This window comes from Falsiroseomonas oryzae (assembly GCF_027856955.1).
Lineage (GTDB): Bacteria > Pseudomonadota > Alphaproteobacteria > Acetobacterales > Acetobacteraceae > Falsiroseomonas > Falsiroseomonas oryzae.
In genome coordinates this window covers 1-14476 of sequence record NZ_JAPSMD010000012.1, presented here as the reverse complement: position 1 = coordinate 14476, position 14476 = coordinate 1, and the positions used below count along the sequence as shown (strand labels likewise).

The following is a 14476-nucleotide window of genomic DNA, read 5'->3' as shown; positions in this document are numbered from 1 at the left end:
GCCAGGGGATGCGCCGGATGACCACTCGCCGCCGATTTGGCCTCGCCGCGGCCGGCCTGGTCGCGTCCGCCCCGGTGCGGGCGCAGTCCGACGCGCTGCGCATCGTCGTGAACTTCCCGCCCGGCGGCGCGCTCGACGGAACGGCCCGGCTGCTCGCGGAGCACGCCATGCGCGAAGGGCGCGGCACCGTGGTGGTCGAGAACCGCCCGGGCGCGGGCGGCAATATCGGTTCCGCCGCCGTCGCGCGCGCCCGGCCGGATGGCCGGACGGTGCTCGCCGCGCTCGACACCGCGCTGACCGTGAACCCGCATCTGTATCGCGACGTCGGCTTCGACCCACGGCGCGATCTCGTGCCCGTGGCCAATCTCGGCAGCTTCGCCCTGGTGCTGCTGGTGCATCCGTCGCAGCCGGCGACGACGCTGCAGGCCTTCCTCGACGGCGCGCGGCGCAACCCTGCCTTCTATGCCTCCGGCGGCATCGGCTCGCCCGGTCACCTGGCGATGGAGCACCTGCGGCAACTCGCCGGCCTGCCGCCGGGGGCCTTGGAACACGTTCCGCAGCGCGGCAACGCGGAGGCGCTGACGGCGCTCGTCTCGGGCCAGGTCGCCGCCGGCTTCCTGGCGATCGGCGGCGGTCCGGACCTCGTGCGGTCGGGCCGGCTGCGGGCGATCGCGGTGTCCGGGGCGGCCCGGCACGCGCTGCTGCCGGAGGTGCCGACCGTCATCGAGGCCGGCGTTCCCGGCTTCGAGGTGCGCATCGCCAACATCCTGTTTGCCCCGCGCGGCACGCCGGAGGCGGCGATGGCCGACTGGGCGGCGCTGGCGCGCGGAGCGGTGGCCGCGGATGCGGCGCGCCAGCGCCTGGCCGGCTGGGGCATCGATCCGCCGGAGGGCGAGGCCGCTGCCTTCATCGCCGCGAACGACGCGCGATGGAGCCGCGTGGTCCGCGAAGCCGGGATGCGGCTCGACTAGCACGCCCCGCGCGGCGCGCTTTCGGAGAAGTTTCGGGCGCGCTTCGGGACCTGAATCCCGCCCCGCTGCTCTCCTGCACCCGTCCGGTGCAGGAGGCCACGACGGTGCCACAGTCCAGGGTCCTTCCGCTGCTGCTGCTGCTCTGCGGCGCGCCAGCCGCGGCCGAGACGGCGGCCGAACTGCCCCGGCTGCCGGAGCCGGCCGGGCTCGCCCGCTTCATCCAGCCGCCGGACACCGTCGCGGCACCGCTCGTGATCATGCTGCCCGACGCGCTCGGGGAGGATGGACGGTCGGAGCCCTATGTCGGCTCGCTGCTGGCGCGCGGCATCGCGAGCCTGGTGCTCGGACTCGGCGAGGACCTCGACACCCCGGCCTCCGCCATCGAGCCGGCTGCCTCGCCCGACGCGATCGGCCCCGCACTCGCTTGGGCGCGCGCCAACGGCTTCGATCCGGCGCGCATCGGCCTGCTCGGCTTCGGCCTCGGCGGCCGGGCGGCGCTCGCAGGCGCGGACGCGCAGCCGACGGTCGCGCTCTATCCCGGCTGCCATGGACTGCCCGCGACAGCCGCACCGGCCGTGCTGGTGGTCCAGGGCAGCGACTCGGCGCAGGGCTGCGACGAACACCTCGCCCCCGCCGCGATCGAGATCCGGATGCTGCAGGGCGCCGGGCATGGCTGGGACGCGCCCGGCGCAATCTGGCCCTCTCCCGGACCGGTACTTCCGGACCCGGCTGGTCCGGGACGCCTGCGCGCACGTGCCGATCTGGACGCAACCCTCGCCGCTGCCGAGGCGGTCGCGGACTGGTTCGAAGCCCGGCTTCTCGCCGGCCAACGGAGTGCCGCACGATGACGCCGGAATCCTATGCCCGCAGCATGCATCGCGCCGCCTCCGCCGGCGATTGGCAGGAAGTCGAGCGCCTGAGCCGTGCCTATGGCTGGAGGCTGCTCGGCCTATCGCTCCGGCGGGCGGCTGCCTGGCTGGTCGGGCGCGTCTTCGGTGGCGCCGCCGGGCATCATCCGCTGCGCCGATGAGCCGGCCCCTGGGTTGCGGCCGGATGCGGACCGCGGACCTCAGGGCGTGCCGCGGAGTCGCGCCTGAGGGCGGGCGCGCCGACATGCCGGCTGCCGCGCCGCTCGCCGGTACGCTGCGTCAGGAAACCGTGCGATGAAGGGCGAGGTCGCGCTGAGCGTCGCCGCATGGGCGCTGCCGCTGGGCAAGTTCTCGCTCGGCTACCTCGCCGTGAATGCGGTGCCGGGACCGAACATGCTGGCGATCGGCACGCTGACGGTCATGGGCGGCCTGCTCGCCGGCCTGCCGGGCGACACCGCCCTGGCGCAGGCCGGCCGCGCCGTGGGTGGCGGGATGCTGCTGCTGATCGCGCTGCGCATCGCAGTCGTGCCACGGCCTCGCCCGGGCGAACCCGACCGGCAGCAGGACAGGGCCTCGCGCCGCATCGCGATCCTGGCCATGGTCGCGGGCTGCGCGACGGCAGCGACGAATCCGATCACGGCTGCCTATCTGCTGGCGCAGTTCGTCGGTCCGTTCGGTCGGAGCCCCGCGGCCGCGGTGGCGGTGCTGGTGGTTCCCGCCCAGGCGCTGGCCTGGTGCACCCTGGTCGCTTGCGTGTTCAGCCGCCCGCCGGCACGCCGCCTGCTGCTGGCGAATCACCGCGCCAGTTGCATGGCGGCCGGCGCGGCGCTCGCGGCGCTCGCGCTCGGCATGCTCTGGCCTTTGGCTGGCCAGGCCGGCCTGATGCTGGCGAGGGCCGGCGCCTGAACCGGCGCGGCCCTCGGCCAACCCGGGGATGCCGCGCCGCCGCCCTGCCAAGGAACCGGGCGGCGGCGCGACCCGTCACATCTCGGCGTAGCTGCCGTTCCGCCAGACGTAGAAGACGTAGTCCGGCACCGTCACGTCGCCCTTGTCCGTGAAGGAGATGTCGCCGAGCACGGTCTGCCACGGCCCGCCGGACTTCAGCAGCGCCGCGATGCGCCGCGGGTCCACGCCGTTGCTGCGCGCCGCCGCGGTCGCCCAGATCTGGATCGCGGCGTAGGTGTAGAGGACATACCCCTCGGGATCGATGTTGCGGGCGCGGAAGCGCTGCACCACCTGCGCCGCGGTCGGGCGCTTGCGCGGGTCGGAGCTGAAGGTCATCAGCGTGCCTTCGCCCGCCGGGCCGCTGATCTGCCAGAACTCGTTGGTCACCAGCGCGTCGCCGCCGATCAGCGTCACGTTCATCCCGCGCTCCTTCGCCTGGCGCAGGATCAAGGCACCCTCGGTGTGGTAGCCGCCGAGATAGATGACCTGGATGTTCGCCTGCTGCAGGCGGGAGACCACGGCGGAATAGTCGCGCTCGCCGGGCGTATAAGCGCTGAACAGCGTCTCCTGCACGCCGGCGCCGTTCAGCGCCTTCTTCGTCTCTTCCGCCAGGCCGCGGCCATAAGCGGTGTTGTCGTGCAGGATGGCGATGCGCCGGTCGCGCATGTTCTGCGCGATGTAGCGGCCCGCCACCTGGCCCTGCTGGTCGTCACGGCCGCAGACGCGGAAGGTGTTCCACTTGCCCTCGTCGGTGAAGCGGGGGTTGGTGGAAGCTGGGCTGATCTGCAGCACGCCCTCCTCGGCGTAGACGTCGCGCGCCGGGATGGAGGAGGAGGAGCAGAAATGCCCGGCCACCAGCGCCACACGCCGTCCGGACAGCTGGTTCGCCACGCTGACGGCCTGACGCGGGTCGCAGGCATCGTCGCCGATCTCGAGTGCGAGTTGCCGGCCCAGCACGCCGCCAGCGCCGTTCAGGTCCGCCACCGCCATCTCCGCCCCGGCGCGCATCTGGGAGCCGAACACCGCGTACTGACCGGTCATCGGGCCCGCCGTGGCGATACGGATCGGCCCGCCGGCCTGGGCGAGGGCCCCGCGGCCGCCCGCCAGGACGGCCGGTGCGCCCAGCGTCCCCAGCATCACTGTCCTGCGCTTCAGCATGCCTCATCTCCCTTGCTGCCGGCGCCTCCGGCGCCGCTGGGCAGGAGGCTAGCCTGCGATCGCCCCGGCTGGGAACAGCCCGCTGGCCTCGCGCCGGGCGGGAACAGTGCGCGCCCAGCCGCGTTGCGGTGCCGGACCGGAAGCAGGGCTCGACATGGCGGAGCCGGCGGAGATCGCGCGGATCGACCGGGACATCGCCTTCCAGAGACACGTCTGGCGACTGCAGCGCGTCGCCTGGCTGGCGATGGCCGCGCTGGTCGTCGCCGCCTGCCTCGGCCTGTTCGGCGGCGGCGGCCCCTTCGCCGACCAGGATCGCCAAATCGGCGATGTCCAGGCGAGCTGGGCGCGCATGCAGCGGCTGGGTCGGACCGACCCGATCCGACTGGACCTCCCGTCCCGCGGCGGGGACGCTGATGTGCGCCTGGCCGGGGACTTCCCGCGCCTCTGGCGCCTGCACGACACGACGCCGCCGCCACTCTCCACGGGGACGGCAGGGGCAGGCCTGGTGCTGCGCTTCGGCCGCGATGCCGATGGCGTCGCGCGCATCGCGTTGCATGCCGAGCCGATCGGTGCGCCAGGGCCGCGCCGCCTGCGGATCGTCGCGGACGGGCAGTCGCTCGACCTGCCCGTCCTCGTCTGGCCGTGACATGGAAAGCGTGCTGCGTGCCGTCGCGCTCTACGCCATCCTGCTGGCGCTGTTCCGGCTGACCGGCCGTCGCAGCCTGCGCGAGACGACGCCCTTCGACCTCGTCCTGCTGCTGGTGATCGGCGAGGCGACGCAGCAGGCGTTGCTCGGCAACGACTTCTCAATGGTCAACGCCGTCGTCGTGGTGGTCACGCTGCTGCTGATGGATGTCGGGATGTCGCTGCTCAAGCAGCGCTCGGCCACCGCGGGACGCCTGCTGGACGGCGTGCCGACGATACTCGTGGCCGATGGCCGGCCCCTGGAGGACCGGCTGCGGCGCGCCCGGCTCGACATCGAGGACGTACTGCAGGCCGCGCGGGAGCGCCAGGGCATTGCAAGGCTCGAGCAGATCCGCTGGGCGGTCCTGGAGGCCGACGGGACGATCAGCGTGATCCCGGCCGACCGGTCCTGAACCACCTCAGAGCAGCGCGTCGATCGCCCGGGCCAGCTTCACGTCCCGCTCAGACAGGCCGCCGGCGTCATGCGTGCTCAGCACGATGTCCACCCGGTTCCAGACATTCGACCATTCGGGGTGGTGGTCCTGCGCCTCGGCCAGCAGCGCGACACGCGACATGAAGGCCCAGGCTTCGGAGAAGTCCTTGAAGCGGAATTGCCGCCGGATCGCGTCGCGCCCCTCCATGACCTCCCATCTCGGCAGGGTGGATGGCAGGGCGGCGCGGGCTGCGGCATCGAGTTTATCGACCATGGCGGGGACTCCGGCTTGACGGGATGGATGAGGCTGAGGTGGATGCGCCATGTCGCGCTTCCACCACCCCCCCACCCTCGAGGACATCGTGGAGATGGCCGAGCAGGCCTTCGCCGCCATCCCCAAGGAGCTTCGCGACCTGGTGCGCGGCGCGGCCATCGTGGTCGAGGAGGTCGCCGACGAGGAGACGGCGGCCGAGCTCGGCATGGAGAGCCCCTGGGCGCTGACCGGGCTCTACCGCGGCACGCCGATGACCGAGAAGAGCGTCTTCGACGCGCCGATGGAGCCCGACACCATCACGCTGTACCGCGAGCCGATCCTGCTGGAATGGGTGGAGACCGGGGAGGACCTGTTCCGCCTGGTGCGCAATGTGCTGATTCACGAGATCGCCCACCATTTCGGCTTCTCGGACGACGACATCGACCGGCTGGAAGGCCAGGGATAGGCTACTCCGGCGCCGGCAGCGCGGCGGCCGGCACCGCGAAGCCGAGTGCCATGTCGCGCGCGACGCTGACCAGCAGCCCGGCGACGGCCCAGCCCTGGCCATCCGGCCCGCGCGCCAGCACCGGTGCGCCGGAGGCGCCGCGCGTCGCGGCGCAGTCATGCACCAGCATCTGCCGGCCGGGCGCGACCTCCGCGACACCGACGAGCCGGCAGCCCGTATCGGCGAGAAGGACCTCCCGGCGGTCCTGCTGATACCCGGCGATCATCAGCGCGCTGCGCGGGGCGGGCGCCTTCGCCATCAGAGGCAGCACCTGGTCCGGCGTGGCCAGGGGGCGGTCCAGGGTCAGCAGGGCCCAATCCGCCCACTCCGGCCCGGGCCGGCGCCGTGCAGGGTCGAAGCCCGGCCCGACGACGAAGCGGATGACGCGCGCCTCGGCGCGCCAGCGCCCCATGTGGTAGCCGAGCAGGAAGTGAACGGCCTCCGGCTCCACCAGGCCACGCGTGTTCCGCCCGACCAGGCAATGCGCCGCCGTCAGCACGGTGCGCGGCGCCACCAGCGCGCCGGTGCAGAGGCTGCCGCCGCGCTGAACGCGACCGAGCGCATGCCACGGCGCCTCCCGCACATCCACGGCCTGCCGGGGATCGGCGGTGCCGATGCCGGGCGGGCGCAGCGGCTCCGCCGCCGTCGCGGTGGACCAGGACGCAGCCAGCAGCAGCGCCGTCGCCCAGCGCGTCATGCGCCCGCCAGCAGCCGCGCGACGAAGCTCGGCACGGTCTCGGTCGCCGGTCCGTGCAGGGCCTCGTCGAAATCCGAGGCCACGGCGGAGGGTTCGAGGTTCAGCTCCACCGTGCGCGCGCGGCCCGCCACCTCGGCCACGAAGCCGGCGGCGGGATACACCTGCCCGCTGGTGCCGATGGCGACGAACAGGTCGCAGCGGTCCAGCGCCGCGCCGATCCGTGCCATGTCCAGCGGCATCTCGCCGAACCACACCACATGCGGGCGCATGCCGCCCGCCTGGCCGCAGGCCGGGCAGGTCGTGGCGGTGGAGAGGTCGTCGGGCCAGGGATGCACCGCCTCGCACGTCATGCAGCGGGCCCTCATCAGTTCGCCGTGCATGTGCAGCAGCCGACGCGAGCCGGCCCTGTCGTGCAGGTCGTCCACGTTCTGCGTGACGAGCAGCAACTCGCCCGGCCAGGCCGCATCCAGCTCGGCCAGCGCGCGGTGCGCCGCATTGGGCCGGATGGCGGGGTCGCGCAGCTGGGCGCGCCGCGCGTTGTAGAAGGCGTGCACGCGGGCCGGGTCGCGCGCGAAGGCCTCCGGCGTCGCCACGTCCTCGATGCGGACCTTCGCCCAGATGCCGTCCGCGTCGCGGAAGGTGGCAAGGCCCGATTCCCGGCTGATGCCGGCGCCGGTCAGGATCACGAGCGAAGGATGCGCCATCGGCGCATCCTACGGCACGGCGGCACGCCCGGTCACGATCGCAACCGCCGAAGCTGGGGTGCGCGGGCTGCCCCCGATGCGGACGGCTCAAGCCGCCGGCTGACGATAGGCGTAGTTCTTGTTCAGCCGCTCCAGCAGGTAGTCGCCGTAGAGGACGGGCGGGTGGCGCGGCGGGTTCTCGGCACTGGTGCAGCTGGGCAGCACCTCGACGGTCGCGTCCATGTCCATGTCGAAGAAATAGGGGCAGGAATAGCGGTCGCCGCCCGACAGGTTCTTCACGCGATGCGGCGTGGACTGCCAGCGTCCGTTGGTCCAGCGCGACAGCATGTCGGCGACGTTCACCACATAGGTGCCGCGGATCGGTGTGGCCTTCAGCCAGACGCCGTCCTTCCTCCGTACCTCTAGCCCGCCCGACATGTCCTGCAGCAGGATGGTCAGGAAGCCGTAGTCGGTGTGCGGCGCCGAGCCGAACTGGTCTTCCGGAGAGTCGGGCGCCTGCGGCGGGTAATGCAGCAGGCGCAGGAAGGTGGTGGGCTTGTCGAAGAACGGGGCGAGGTGATCGGCCGGCAGGCCCAGTGCCAGCGCGACCGGCCGCAGCAGCTGCTTGCAGAACCGCTCCATCGCGGCCTGGTAGGCCAGAACCTCCTCGCGGAAGGAAGGCAGGGCAGCGGGCCACTGGTTCGGGCCTTGCAGCGGCAGGCCGAAGCGCGGGTCGTCGGGCGCGACCTCGTGCATGAACATGAAGGATTCGGAGTAGTTGGGCTTGGTGACCTTCGCCACCGAGGATGTCTGGATCAGCGACGTCTTGGGCGCCATGTAGCCACGGTGGAAGCTGTTCATGTCGATGGCGCGCTTGTCGGCATCGGGCAGCGCATGGAAGGCGCGCGACGCGGCGAAGATCGCGTCCTGCTGCGCCTGGCTGATCGGCGTGTTGGCGAAGTAGGCGAAGCCGATGCCGCCGAAGGCGTCGTCGAGTTCACGCGCGATGGCGGCGTCGCCTTCGGGCGTGCCCAGGCCCTTCAGGTCCACCACCGGAAGCTTGTCCGGAAGGAGGCCGGCTTCGGAGGTCGCCATCCCGCATGTCTCCGCCTTGCTGCGCCGCAGGAGCATGCCCCTTGTGCCGCGCGGCCTCAACCCGCGGTTCCGAACGACGCGGGCCGCCGCCACGGCCCTACAACCGCGGGCGGTTCGCTGCGTTGCGCCATGCGACCCCGCAACGGCCGCGCATGCCTCAACTGTTCTCTCCCCGCGCCGACCGACGCTTGAGGATCGCCCTCGGGCTTGCCGCGATCGGCCTCGGCGTGGCCGGCGCGGCGGGGTTCGCCTTCGTGCGCTCCGATCGCGCCTGGGGCGTGGGGATTGCGGCGCCGCAGCCCATTCCCTTCAGCCACGCGGTGCATGCCGGCGGGATCGGCCTCGACTGCCGGTTCTGCCACGCGCAGGTGGAGCATGCCGCCGCTGCCGGAATGCCGACCGCGGAGACCTGCCTCGGCTGCCACAACCGCGTGTGGAACGTCACGGCGCAGTTCGCGCCGCTGCAGACGGCACTGGCGCTGGATGGCGCGGTGGTCTGGCGATCGGTCCATCGGCTGCCTGACCATGTGCGGTTCCACCACGCGGCGCATGTTGCGGCCGGCCTGGACTGCACGACCTGCCACGGCGACGTCCGGACGATGCCCCGCACCGTCAAGGCCGAGACGCTGTCGATGGGCTGGTGCCTGGACTGCCATCGGCAGCCGCCGGTTGCGGCGCGTCGGCCGGATGAGAGCTTCCTCCATGCCGGGATCGAGGTCTCGCCGCTGACGCGGTGTTCCACCTGCCACCGGTGAACTTTCCGCATCCCGCGCGTTGGCGACGATGTCGGGAGGGCAACGGATGCAGCCGGGACTCGCCAGCACACCCTATTGCGGCACCGCGCCCGCGCCGGGCGGCGTGGCCTGGAACCTCGATCCGATGCTGGGCGCAGCGCTCCTGGCCGGGCTGCTGCTCGCCTGGCGCCTCGCCGGGGCGTCCGGCGACCGGCGATGGCTGGCCGTCGGCTGGATCGTGCTCGCCTCGACCCTGATCTCGCCCTTGTGCAACCTCTCGGTCGCGCTGTTCTCGGCGCGCGTCGCGCAGCACCTGGTGCTGCTTGCCGTCGCGGCGCCGATGCTCGCGCTGGCGCTTCCGATATACCGTCACGGACCGGCGGGCATGGCTGCCGCGGCGGCCGCCTTCGCCGCGGCGCTCTGGGCCTGGCACCTGCCCGGCCCCTACGCCCTCACCTTCCGGTCCGACATCGCCTACTGGGCCATGCAGGGCAGCCTGGTCGCGACCGCCACCTGGCTCTGGCACGGGCTACTGCTGGGCGCGGCGCGTCGCCCGGAGGTCGCGATCCTGGCCGGACTTGCCACGGCGGCGCAGATGGGGGCGCTGGGTGCCCTCCTCACCTTCACACCGCGCCCCCTTTTCGTGCCGCATGCGCTCTCGACGTTGCCCTGGGGACTGACGCCGCTGGAAGACCAGCAGCTCGGCGGGCTGTTGATGTGGGTGCCGGGCGGGCTCGCCTTCGCCCTTCTCGCGCTGTCCGCTCTGGCACGTGCCTTGCGCGCCGAACCGGCCGCGCGATGACCGTGCTGCGCCTGCTGCCGCTGCTGGCGCTAGGCGCCTGCACGGGCGTGCAGACGCCCCTTAATCCGCATGGCGATGCGGCCGAGCGGATCGCGCATCTGTCGTGGCTGCTCTTCGGCGGCGGCGCTGCGATCTTCGTGCTTGTGATGGCCCTGCTCGCCTGGGCGCTGCTGGCACCGGCCACGCTGCGCGGTGCGATGCGGTCGCGCTCCTTCGTGCTCGCGGGCGGCGTCGCCTTTCCCGTCATCACGCTGGCGGCGCTGCTGGTGCACTCCCTCGGCGTGTCGCGCGCACTGGTTCTGCCGCGCGAGGAACGCCCGCTCCGCATCGAGGTCATCGCCCGCCAATACTGGTGGGAGGTGCGCTATCCCGACGCGGGCGCCGACGCGGTCACCGCGAACGAGATCCGTCTGCCGGTCGGGCGCGAGGTGGAGCTGCTGCTCTCTTCCGCCGACGTGATCCACAGCCTCTGGATCCCCAACCTGCACGGCAAGATGGACATGATTCCCGGCCGCGTGAACCGCCAGCGCTTCACCGCGCAGCGCACCGGCGTGCTGCGCGGACAATGCACGGAATTCTGCGGCCTGCAGCATGGCCTCATGGCGTTCTGGGCCGTCGTCGAGGAGCCTGCCGCCTTCGAGGCCTGGCTGGCGCGCCAGCAGGCGCCGGTGCCCGAGCCCACCGATCCACGCCTCGTGCAGGGCAAGCGCATCTTCGGCGAGGCCGGCTGCGGCGCCTGCCACGCGGTGCGCGGCACGGCCTGGCAGGGCCGGCTGGGTCCCGACCTGTCGCGCGTCGGCTCCCGCCTGTCCCTCGCAGCGGGCGTGCTGGAGAACCATCGCGGCACGCTGGCCGGCTGGATCGCCGGCGCCCAGGACATCAAGCCAGGCAATGCGATGCCCGCCTATGGGCGCGCGCTGGACGGCGACGACCTGCTCGCCCTGGCGGCCTGGCTGGAGGCGCTGCGCTGATGGACGACCTCGCGCCGCGCCCGCACCAGTCACGCACGCCGAACCGCCTGCCGCGGCCGGAGGAGGAACTGGAGCGGCTCAAGGAGGTCTGGCGGATGCCGCGCGGCATCGCGCTGCTCACCGAATTCAACAACAACCTGATCGGTCCCCTTTTCGTCGGCACGGCCCTGCTGTTCCTGATGCTGGCCGGCGTGCTGGCCCTGATCATGCGAGCGCAGCTTGCCCTGCCGGGGCTGACGCTCGTGGATGCCGCCACCTACAACCAGCTCTTCACCATGCACGGCACGGTGATGATGTTCCTCTTCGCCGTCCCGGCCGTGGAGGCGGTGGCGATCACGCTGCTGCCCGCCATGCTCGGTACGCGGGAGCTGCCCTTTCCGCGGCTCGGGGCCTATGCCTTCCTGATCTACGCGATCGGCGGGCTGTGCTTCTTCGCCTCGCTGTTCTTCGGCGCGGCGCCGGACGGCGGCTGGTTCATGTATCCGCCGCTGACCAGCAAGGAGAATTCGCCGGGCATCAACACCGACATGTACCTGCTCGGCATCGGCTTCATCGAGATCTCGGCGATCGCCGGCGCCATCGAGCTGATCGTCGGCATCCTGCGCTGCCGCGCGCCGGGCATGACGCTGGGACGCATGCCCGTCTTCGCCTGGGGCATGCTGGTCTTCGCGGGCATGGTCGTGTTCGCCTTCCCGGCCGTCATCGTTGCCTCCACCCTGCTGGAGCTGGAGCGTGCTTTCGGCTGGCCGTTCTTCCTGCCGGAGCAGGGTGGCGATCCGCTGCTGTGGCAGCACCTGTTCTGGTTCTTCGGCCACCCGGAGGTCTACGTCATCTTCCTGCCCGCCGCGGCCATGGTCTCGATGATCGTGCCCGCGATGGCGGGCGCGCGCCTGCTGGCGCATTCGCTGGTCGTGCTCGCCCTGGTCGGCACCGGCTTCATCAGCTTCGGGCTCTGGGTGCATCACATGTACGCCACGGGCATCCCGGCGCTCAGCCTCGCCTTCTTCGCCGCCGCGGGCTTCGCCGTGTCCATCCCGTCCGGAGTGCAGGTCTTCGCCTGGATCGGAACCTTCGCCAGCGGCCGCGTGAAGTGGGAGGTGCCCACCCTCTACGTGCTCGGCTTCCTCTTCATCTTCGTCCTGGGCGGCCTGACCGGCGTGATGGTCTCCGTCACGCCCTTCGACTGGCAGGCGCACGACACCTATTTCATCGTCGCGCACCTGCACTACGTGCTGATCGGCGGCATGGTCTTCCCGCTGCTCGCGGCACTCTACTACTGGGCGCCTTCCGTCGGCACGCCACTGTCGGACCGGCTCGGGCGATGGGGCTTCTGGCTGCTGTTCGGCGGTGTGAACCTCACCTTCTTCCCGATGCATATCAGCGGGCTGATGGGCATGCCGCGCCGCATCTACACCTATCCGTCGGGCCTCGGCCTCGAGATCTGGAACATGCTCTCGACCGTCGGCGCCGCCGTGACGGCGCTGGGCTTCCTGGTGGTGCTGGTGGACGTGGCGCGGAACTTCCGCCCAGGCGGGCACCAGGCGGATCGGTGGAAGGCCGGCACGCTGGAATGGATCGACAACGACAACCACGGCCCGCGCAGCATCCCGCGGGTGCGCGACCGCTATCCGCTGTGGTCGGAGCCCGAACTGCGTCGGGAGGTCGAAGCCGGCGGCCACTACCTGCCGATGACCGCAACCGGCCATCGCGAGGCGCTGGTGACCAGCCCGGCCGAGGCGATCCCGCAATACGTCGCGGTGCTGCCGTTTCCCGGCTGGGGTCACGTGGTCGCGGCGCTCGGCACCTGCGCCTTCTTCTTCTGTCTCACCGTGCCGCTGCTGGTGGAGGCCGCGGTCGCCTTCCTGCTGGCGCTCGGCGGGATGCTCTGGTGGCTCTGGCATGGCAGCGATCCGGTACCGAGCCAGCCCGGCAGCATCGACATCGGCGACGCGATCCGGCTGCCCACCCATGCAACGGGGCCCATCACCACCTCCTGGTGGGCGATGGTCACCCTGATGCTCGTGCAGGGCACTGCCTTCGCCTGCCTGCTCGGCAGCTGGATGTATCTGTGGCTGGTGAACGGTGACGCCATGTGGCCGCCGCCCGGCCAGGGCTTGCCGAAGCCATGGCCCGGCCTGTTCGCACTCACGCTCTATGGTGGCGGAGCCCTCGCTATCCTCGTCGCGGCCCGGCTGCTTGGCCGCGCCTCGCTGGTCTGGGTCTGCGCCATGCTGGTGCTGGGCATGGCGATGTTCTCGGCCGGCGCCGCAGCGGATGGCTGGTCGCTGTGGGCGGGCGGAATACGTCCCACGGACCACGCCTATGGCGCGGCATCCTTCACGATGTTCGCCTGGCAGGGCACGCATGTCGCCATCGCGCTGCTGATGGCGGCCTACACGCTCGCCCGCGCCCTGGCCGGCAAGCTGGATGGCCGACGGCGGCTCACCATGGACAACACGATGCTGTTCTGGCTCTACACGGCGGGCCAGGGTGCTGCCGGCCTCGCGCTGCTGCACGGCTTCCACAGGGTCCTGGCATGAGCGGCACGGCGACCCGGCAGCCGCGCGCGATCGCGAGCGTGCTGGCGATCACCGCAGGCCTGGCTATCTGGGCAGCGCATTTCGGTGGCATCTACGCCGTCCACGCGCTGGCGTGCGAGCGGGAATGGGCCTCCTGGCGCGTGCTCGGGCTTCCCTGGGCACCGGCCTCCGTCCTGGCGCTGACTGTCCTCGCGCTCGGCGCGCTGGCGCTGGTCTTCGCATCCGCGTGCCCGCATCTCCGCATTGGCCCCTGGGACGAAGGCGGCGAGGCGGAGCCCCGCTTCACCGCCTGGTTCGCCGCCGCCGCGGCGGCCTATTCCGCGGTGGCCGTGCTGTTCCAGGCCGCGCCGGCGCTGATGCTGCCGGGCTGCGGCTGATGGCCGGACAGGCGGTCCTGCCGCGGCCGGATGCGCGGCGCCGCGCGCAGCCCGCCCTCGCCTGGGCCCAGCACCATGCCGGCCGGGACGGGCTCCACCCGCGTCGCGCCCAGGGTGAACAGGTACGCGGCCGCATCGCGCGCGTCGCGCTCCGTCAGGCCCAGATTCGGCATGGCGGAACCGGGCGAAATCGCCTGCGGATCGCGCAGCCACGCCACCAGGTTCTCCGGCACGTTGGGCAGGCGTCCCGCCACATAGCCGCGTCGCGCCCACTCCATCAGCGGCGGCCCTACCCAGGCCACCGCGCCTTCTACGCCGGGAATGCTGTGGCAGGCGCCGCAGCCATGGGCGCGCAGCACCACCTGGCCACGCCGGGCGTCCGCATCGCCGATCCGAAGATGCGCAGGTGTGGACGGCTCATCGCAGGCGCCGAGCATCGCCAGCAGGGCCAGGGGAAGGGCACGACGCAACGCAGGCTCCGCGCAGGGACCGGCCCGGCAACGTGCCCGGCACGGTGGCGGTTGCGGAACCATCGCGCACCGCGCGGCGTCAGGGCAGGGGCGACCGCCTCCACCCTTCCAGCCGTGATCGACGCCGGAGCATGACCCCGGATCAACGCCTGCCCCGCTTCGCCGACCTGGATGCGCAACCGCCGCGCCGCGAGGTGCTGCGCGCCGCCGGCGCCTCGGCGGCGCTGGCCGCGGCCGCGGCCTGCGATGTCGCGCCGCAGGAATGGGGCCACCCGCTGCACGCCCGTGC

General features: G+C 72.2%; 18 protein-coding genes. 12 read left to right on the top strand and 6 right to left on the bottom strand.

Annotation, left to right across the window (positions count from 1 at the left end):
- Positions 1–17: 17 nt before the first annotated feature.
- The 4 genes from OZN99_RS03230 to OZN99_RS03215 all read left to right on the top strand — a co-directional run bounded on the left by OZN99_RS03230 (position 18) and on the right by OZN99_RS03215 (position 2746).
- Positions 18–971, top strand: a complete 954-nt coding sequence (locus OZN99_RS03230; protein WP_270933731.1) for a Bug family tripartite tricarboxylate transporter substrate binding protein — start codon at positions 18–20, stop codon at positions 969–971.
- Positions 972–1075: 104 nt separating this feature from the next.
- Positions 1076–1819, top strand: coding sequence for a hypothetical protein (locus OZN99_RS03225; protein ID WP_270933730.1), 744 nt, complete (start codon positions 1076–1078; stop codon positions 1817–1819).
- Complete coding sequence (locus tag OZN99_RS03220) at positions 1816–2001, top strand: hypothetical protein (protein WP_270933729.1); 186 nt, start codon at positions 1816–1818, stop codon at positions 1999–2001. Before OZN99_RS03225 ends, OZN99_RS03220 begins: the two co-directional genes overlap by 4 nt.
- A 133-nt stretch (positions 2002–2134) precedes the next feature.
- Positions 2135–2746 carry a hypothetical protein gene (locus OZN99_RS03215; protein ID WP_270933728.1) on the top strand — a complete coding sequence of 204 codons (612 nt, stop codon included), beginning with the start codon at positions 2135–2137 and terminating at the stop codon, positions 2744–2746.
- Positions 2747–2821: 75 nt separating this feature from the next.
- On the opposite strand, the gene OZN99_RS03210 is transcribed toward OZN99_RS03215, so the two are convergent.
- Positions 2822–3943 carry a branched-chain amino acid ABC transporter substrate-binding protein gene (locus OZN99_RS03210; RefSeq protein ID WP_270933727.1) on the bottom strand — a complete coding sequence of 374 codons (1122 nt, stop codon included), beginning with the start codon at positions 3941–3943 and terminating at the stop codon, positions 2822–2824.
- A gap of 154 nt (positions 3944–4097) precedes the next feature.
- Between OZN99_RS03210 and OZN99_RS03205 the strand changes: the two genes are divergently transcribed.
- Positions 4098–4589 (top strand): hypothetical protein, encoded by a 492-nt coding sequence (locus OZN99_RS03205; RefSeq protein WP_270933726.1) that lies wholly within the window; start codon positions 4098–4100, stop codon positions 4587–4589.
- A gap of 10 nt (positions 4590–4599) precedes the next feature.
- Positions 4600–5040 (top strand): DUF421 domain-containing protein, encoded by a 441-nt coding sequence (locus OZN99_RS03200; RefSeq protein ID WP_270933725.1) that lies wholly within the window; start codon positions 4600–4602, stop codon positions 5038–5040.
- A 6-nt stretch (positions 5041–5046) separates the two neighbouring features.
- Here OZN99_RS03200 and OZN99_RS03195 read toward each other — a convergent pair whose 3' ends face one another.
- Positions 5047–5334 carry a 4a-hydroxytetrahydrobiopterin dehydratase gene (locus OZN99_RS03195; RefSeq protein ID WP_270933724.1) on the bottom strand — a complete coding sequence of 96 codons (288 nt, stop codon included), beginning with the start codon at positions 5332–5334 and terminating at the stop codon, positions 5047–5049.
- A gap of 49 nt (positions 5335–5383) precedes the next feature.
- On the opposite strand from OZN99_RS03195, the gene OZN99_RS03190 reads away from it, so the two are divergent.
- Positions 5384–5779: a metallopeptidase family protein gene (locus OZN99_RS03190; RefSeq protein ID WP_270933723.1), complete on the top strand. Its 396-nt coding sequence runs from the start codon at positions 5384–5386 to the stop codon at positions 5777–5779.
- Position 5780: 1 nt separating this feature from the next.
- Here the strand turns inward: OZN99_RS03190 and OZN99_RS03185 are convergent, their stop codons facing one another.
- The 3 genes from OZN99_RS03185 to OZN99_RS03175 form a co-directional block, all read right to left on the bottom strand.
- Entirely contained in the window at positions 5781–6515 is a 735-nt protein-coding gene (locus OZN99_RS03185) for a trypsin-like serine peptidase (RefSeq protein WP_270933722.1), read from the bottom strand.
- A complete protein-coding gene (cobB, locus tag OZN99_RS03180; protein WP_270933721.1) occupies positions 6512–7219 on the bottom strand; it encodes a Sir2 family NAD+-dependent deacetylase in 708 nt (235 codons plus the stop codon). The genes OZN99_RS03185 and cobB overlap by 4 nt, the downstream gene beginning before the upstream one ends.
- Positions 7220–7306: 87 nt before the next feature.
- Positions 7307–8293, bottom strand: a complete 987-nt coding sequence (locus OZN99_RS03175; protein WP_270933720.1) for an isopenicillin N synthase family dioxygenase — start codon at positions 8291–8293, stop codon at positions 7307–7309.
- Between the two features lie 188 nt (positions 8294–8481).
- Here OZN99_RS03175 and OZN99_RS03170 point away from each other — a divergent pair, with 188 nt between their 5' ends.
- Genes OZN99_RS03170 through OZN99_RS03150 form a run of 5 tightly spaced genes read left to right on the top strand, consistent with a single transcriptional unit; the run spans position 8482 to position 13717 of the window.
- Positions 8482–9048, top strand: a complete 567-nt coding sequence (locus OZN99_RS03170) for a cytochrome c3 family protein (protein WP_270933719.1) — start codon at positions 8482–8484, stop codon at positions 9046–9048.
- Between the two features lie 46 nt (positions 9049–9094).
- Positions 9095–9829 carry a cytochrome c oxidase assembly protein gene (locus OZN99_RS03165; protein ID WP_270933718.1) on the top strand — a complete coding sequence of 245 codons (735 nt, stop codon included), beginning with the start codon at positions 9095–9097 and terminating at the stop codon, positions 9827–9829.
- Positions 9826–10800, top strand: coding sequence for a cytochrome c oxidase subunit II (locus OZN99_RS03160; RefSeq protein WP_270933717.1), 975 nt, complete (start codon positions 9826–9828; stop codon positions 10798–10800). Before OZN99_RS03165 ends, OZN99_RS03160 begins: the two co-directional genes overlap by 4 nt.
- Positions 10800–13340 carry a cbb3-type cytochrome c oxidase subunit I gene (locus tag OZN99_RS03155; protein WP_270933716.1) on the top strand — a complete coding sequence of 847 codons (2541 nt, stop codon included), beginning with the start codon at positions 10800–10802 and terminating at the stop codon, positions 13338–13340. The genes OZN99_RS03160 and OZN99_RS03155 overlap by 1 nt, the downstream gene beginning before the upstream one ends.
- On the top strand, positions 13337–13717 hold the full coding sequence (locus OZN99_RS03150) for a hypothetical protein (RefSeq protein ID WP_270933715.1): 381 nt from the start codon (positions 13337–13339) through the stop codon (positions 13715–13717). Before OZN99_RS03155 ends, OZN99_RS03150 begins: the two co-directional genes overlap by 4 nt.
- Here OZN99_RS03150 and OZN99_RS03145 read toward each other — a convergent pair.
- Positions 13654–14187, bottom strand: coding sequence for a c-type cytochrome (locus OZN99_RS03145; protein ID WP_270933714.1), 534 nt, complete (start codon positions 14185–14187; stop codon positions 13654–13656). The genes OZN99_RS03150 and OZN99_RS03145 overlap by 64 nt on opposite strands.
- Between the last annotated feature and the right edge of the window lie 289 nt (positions 14188–14476).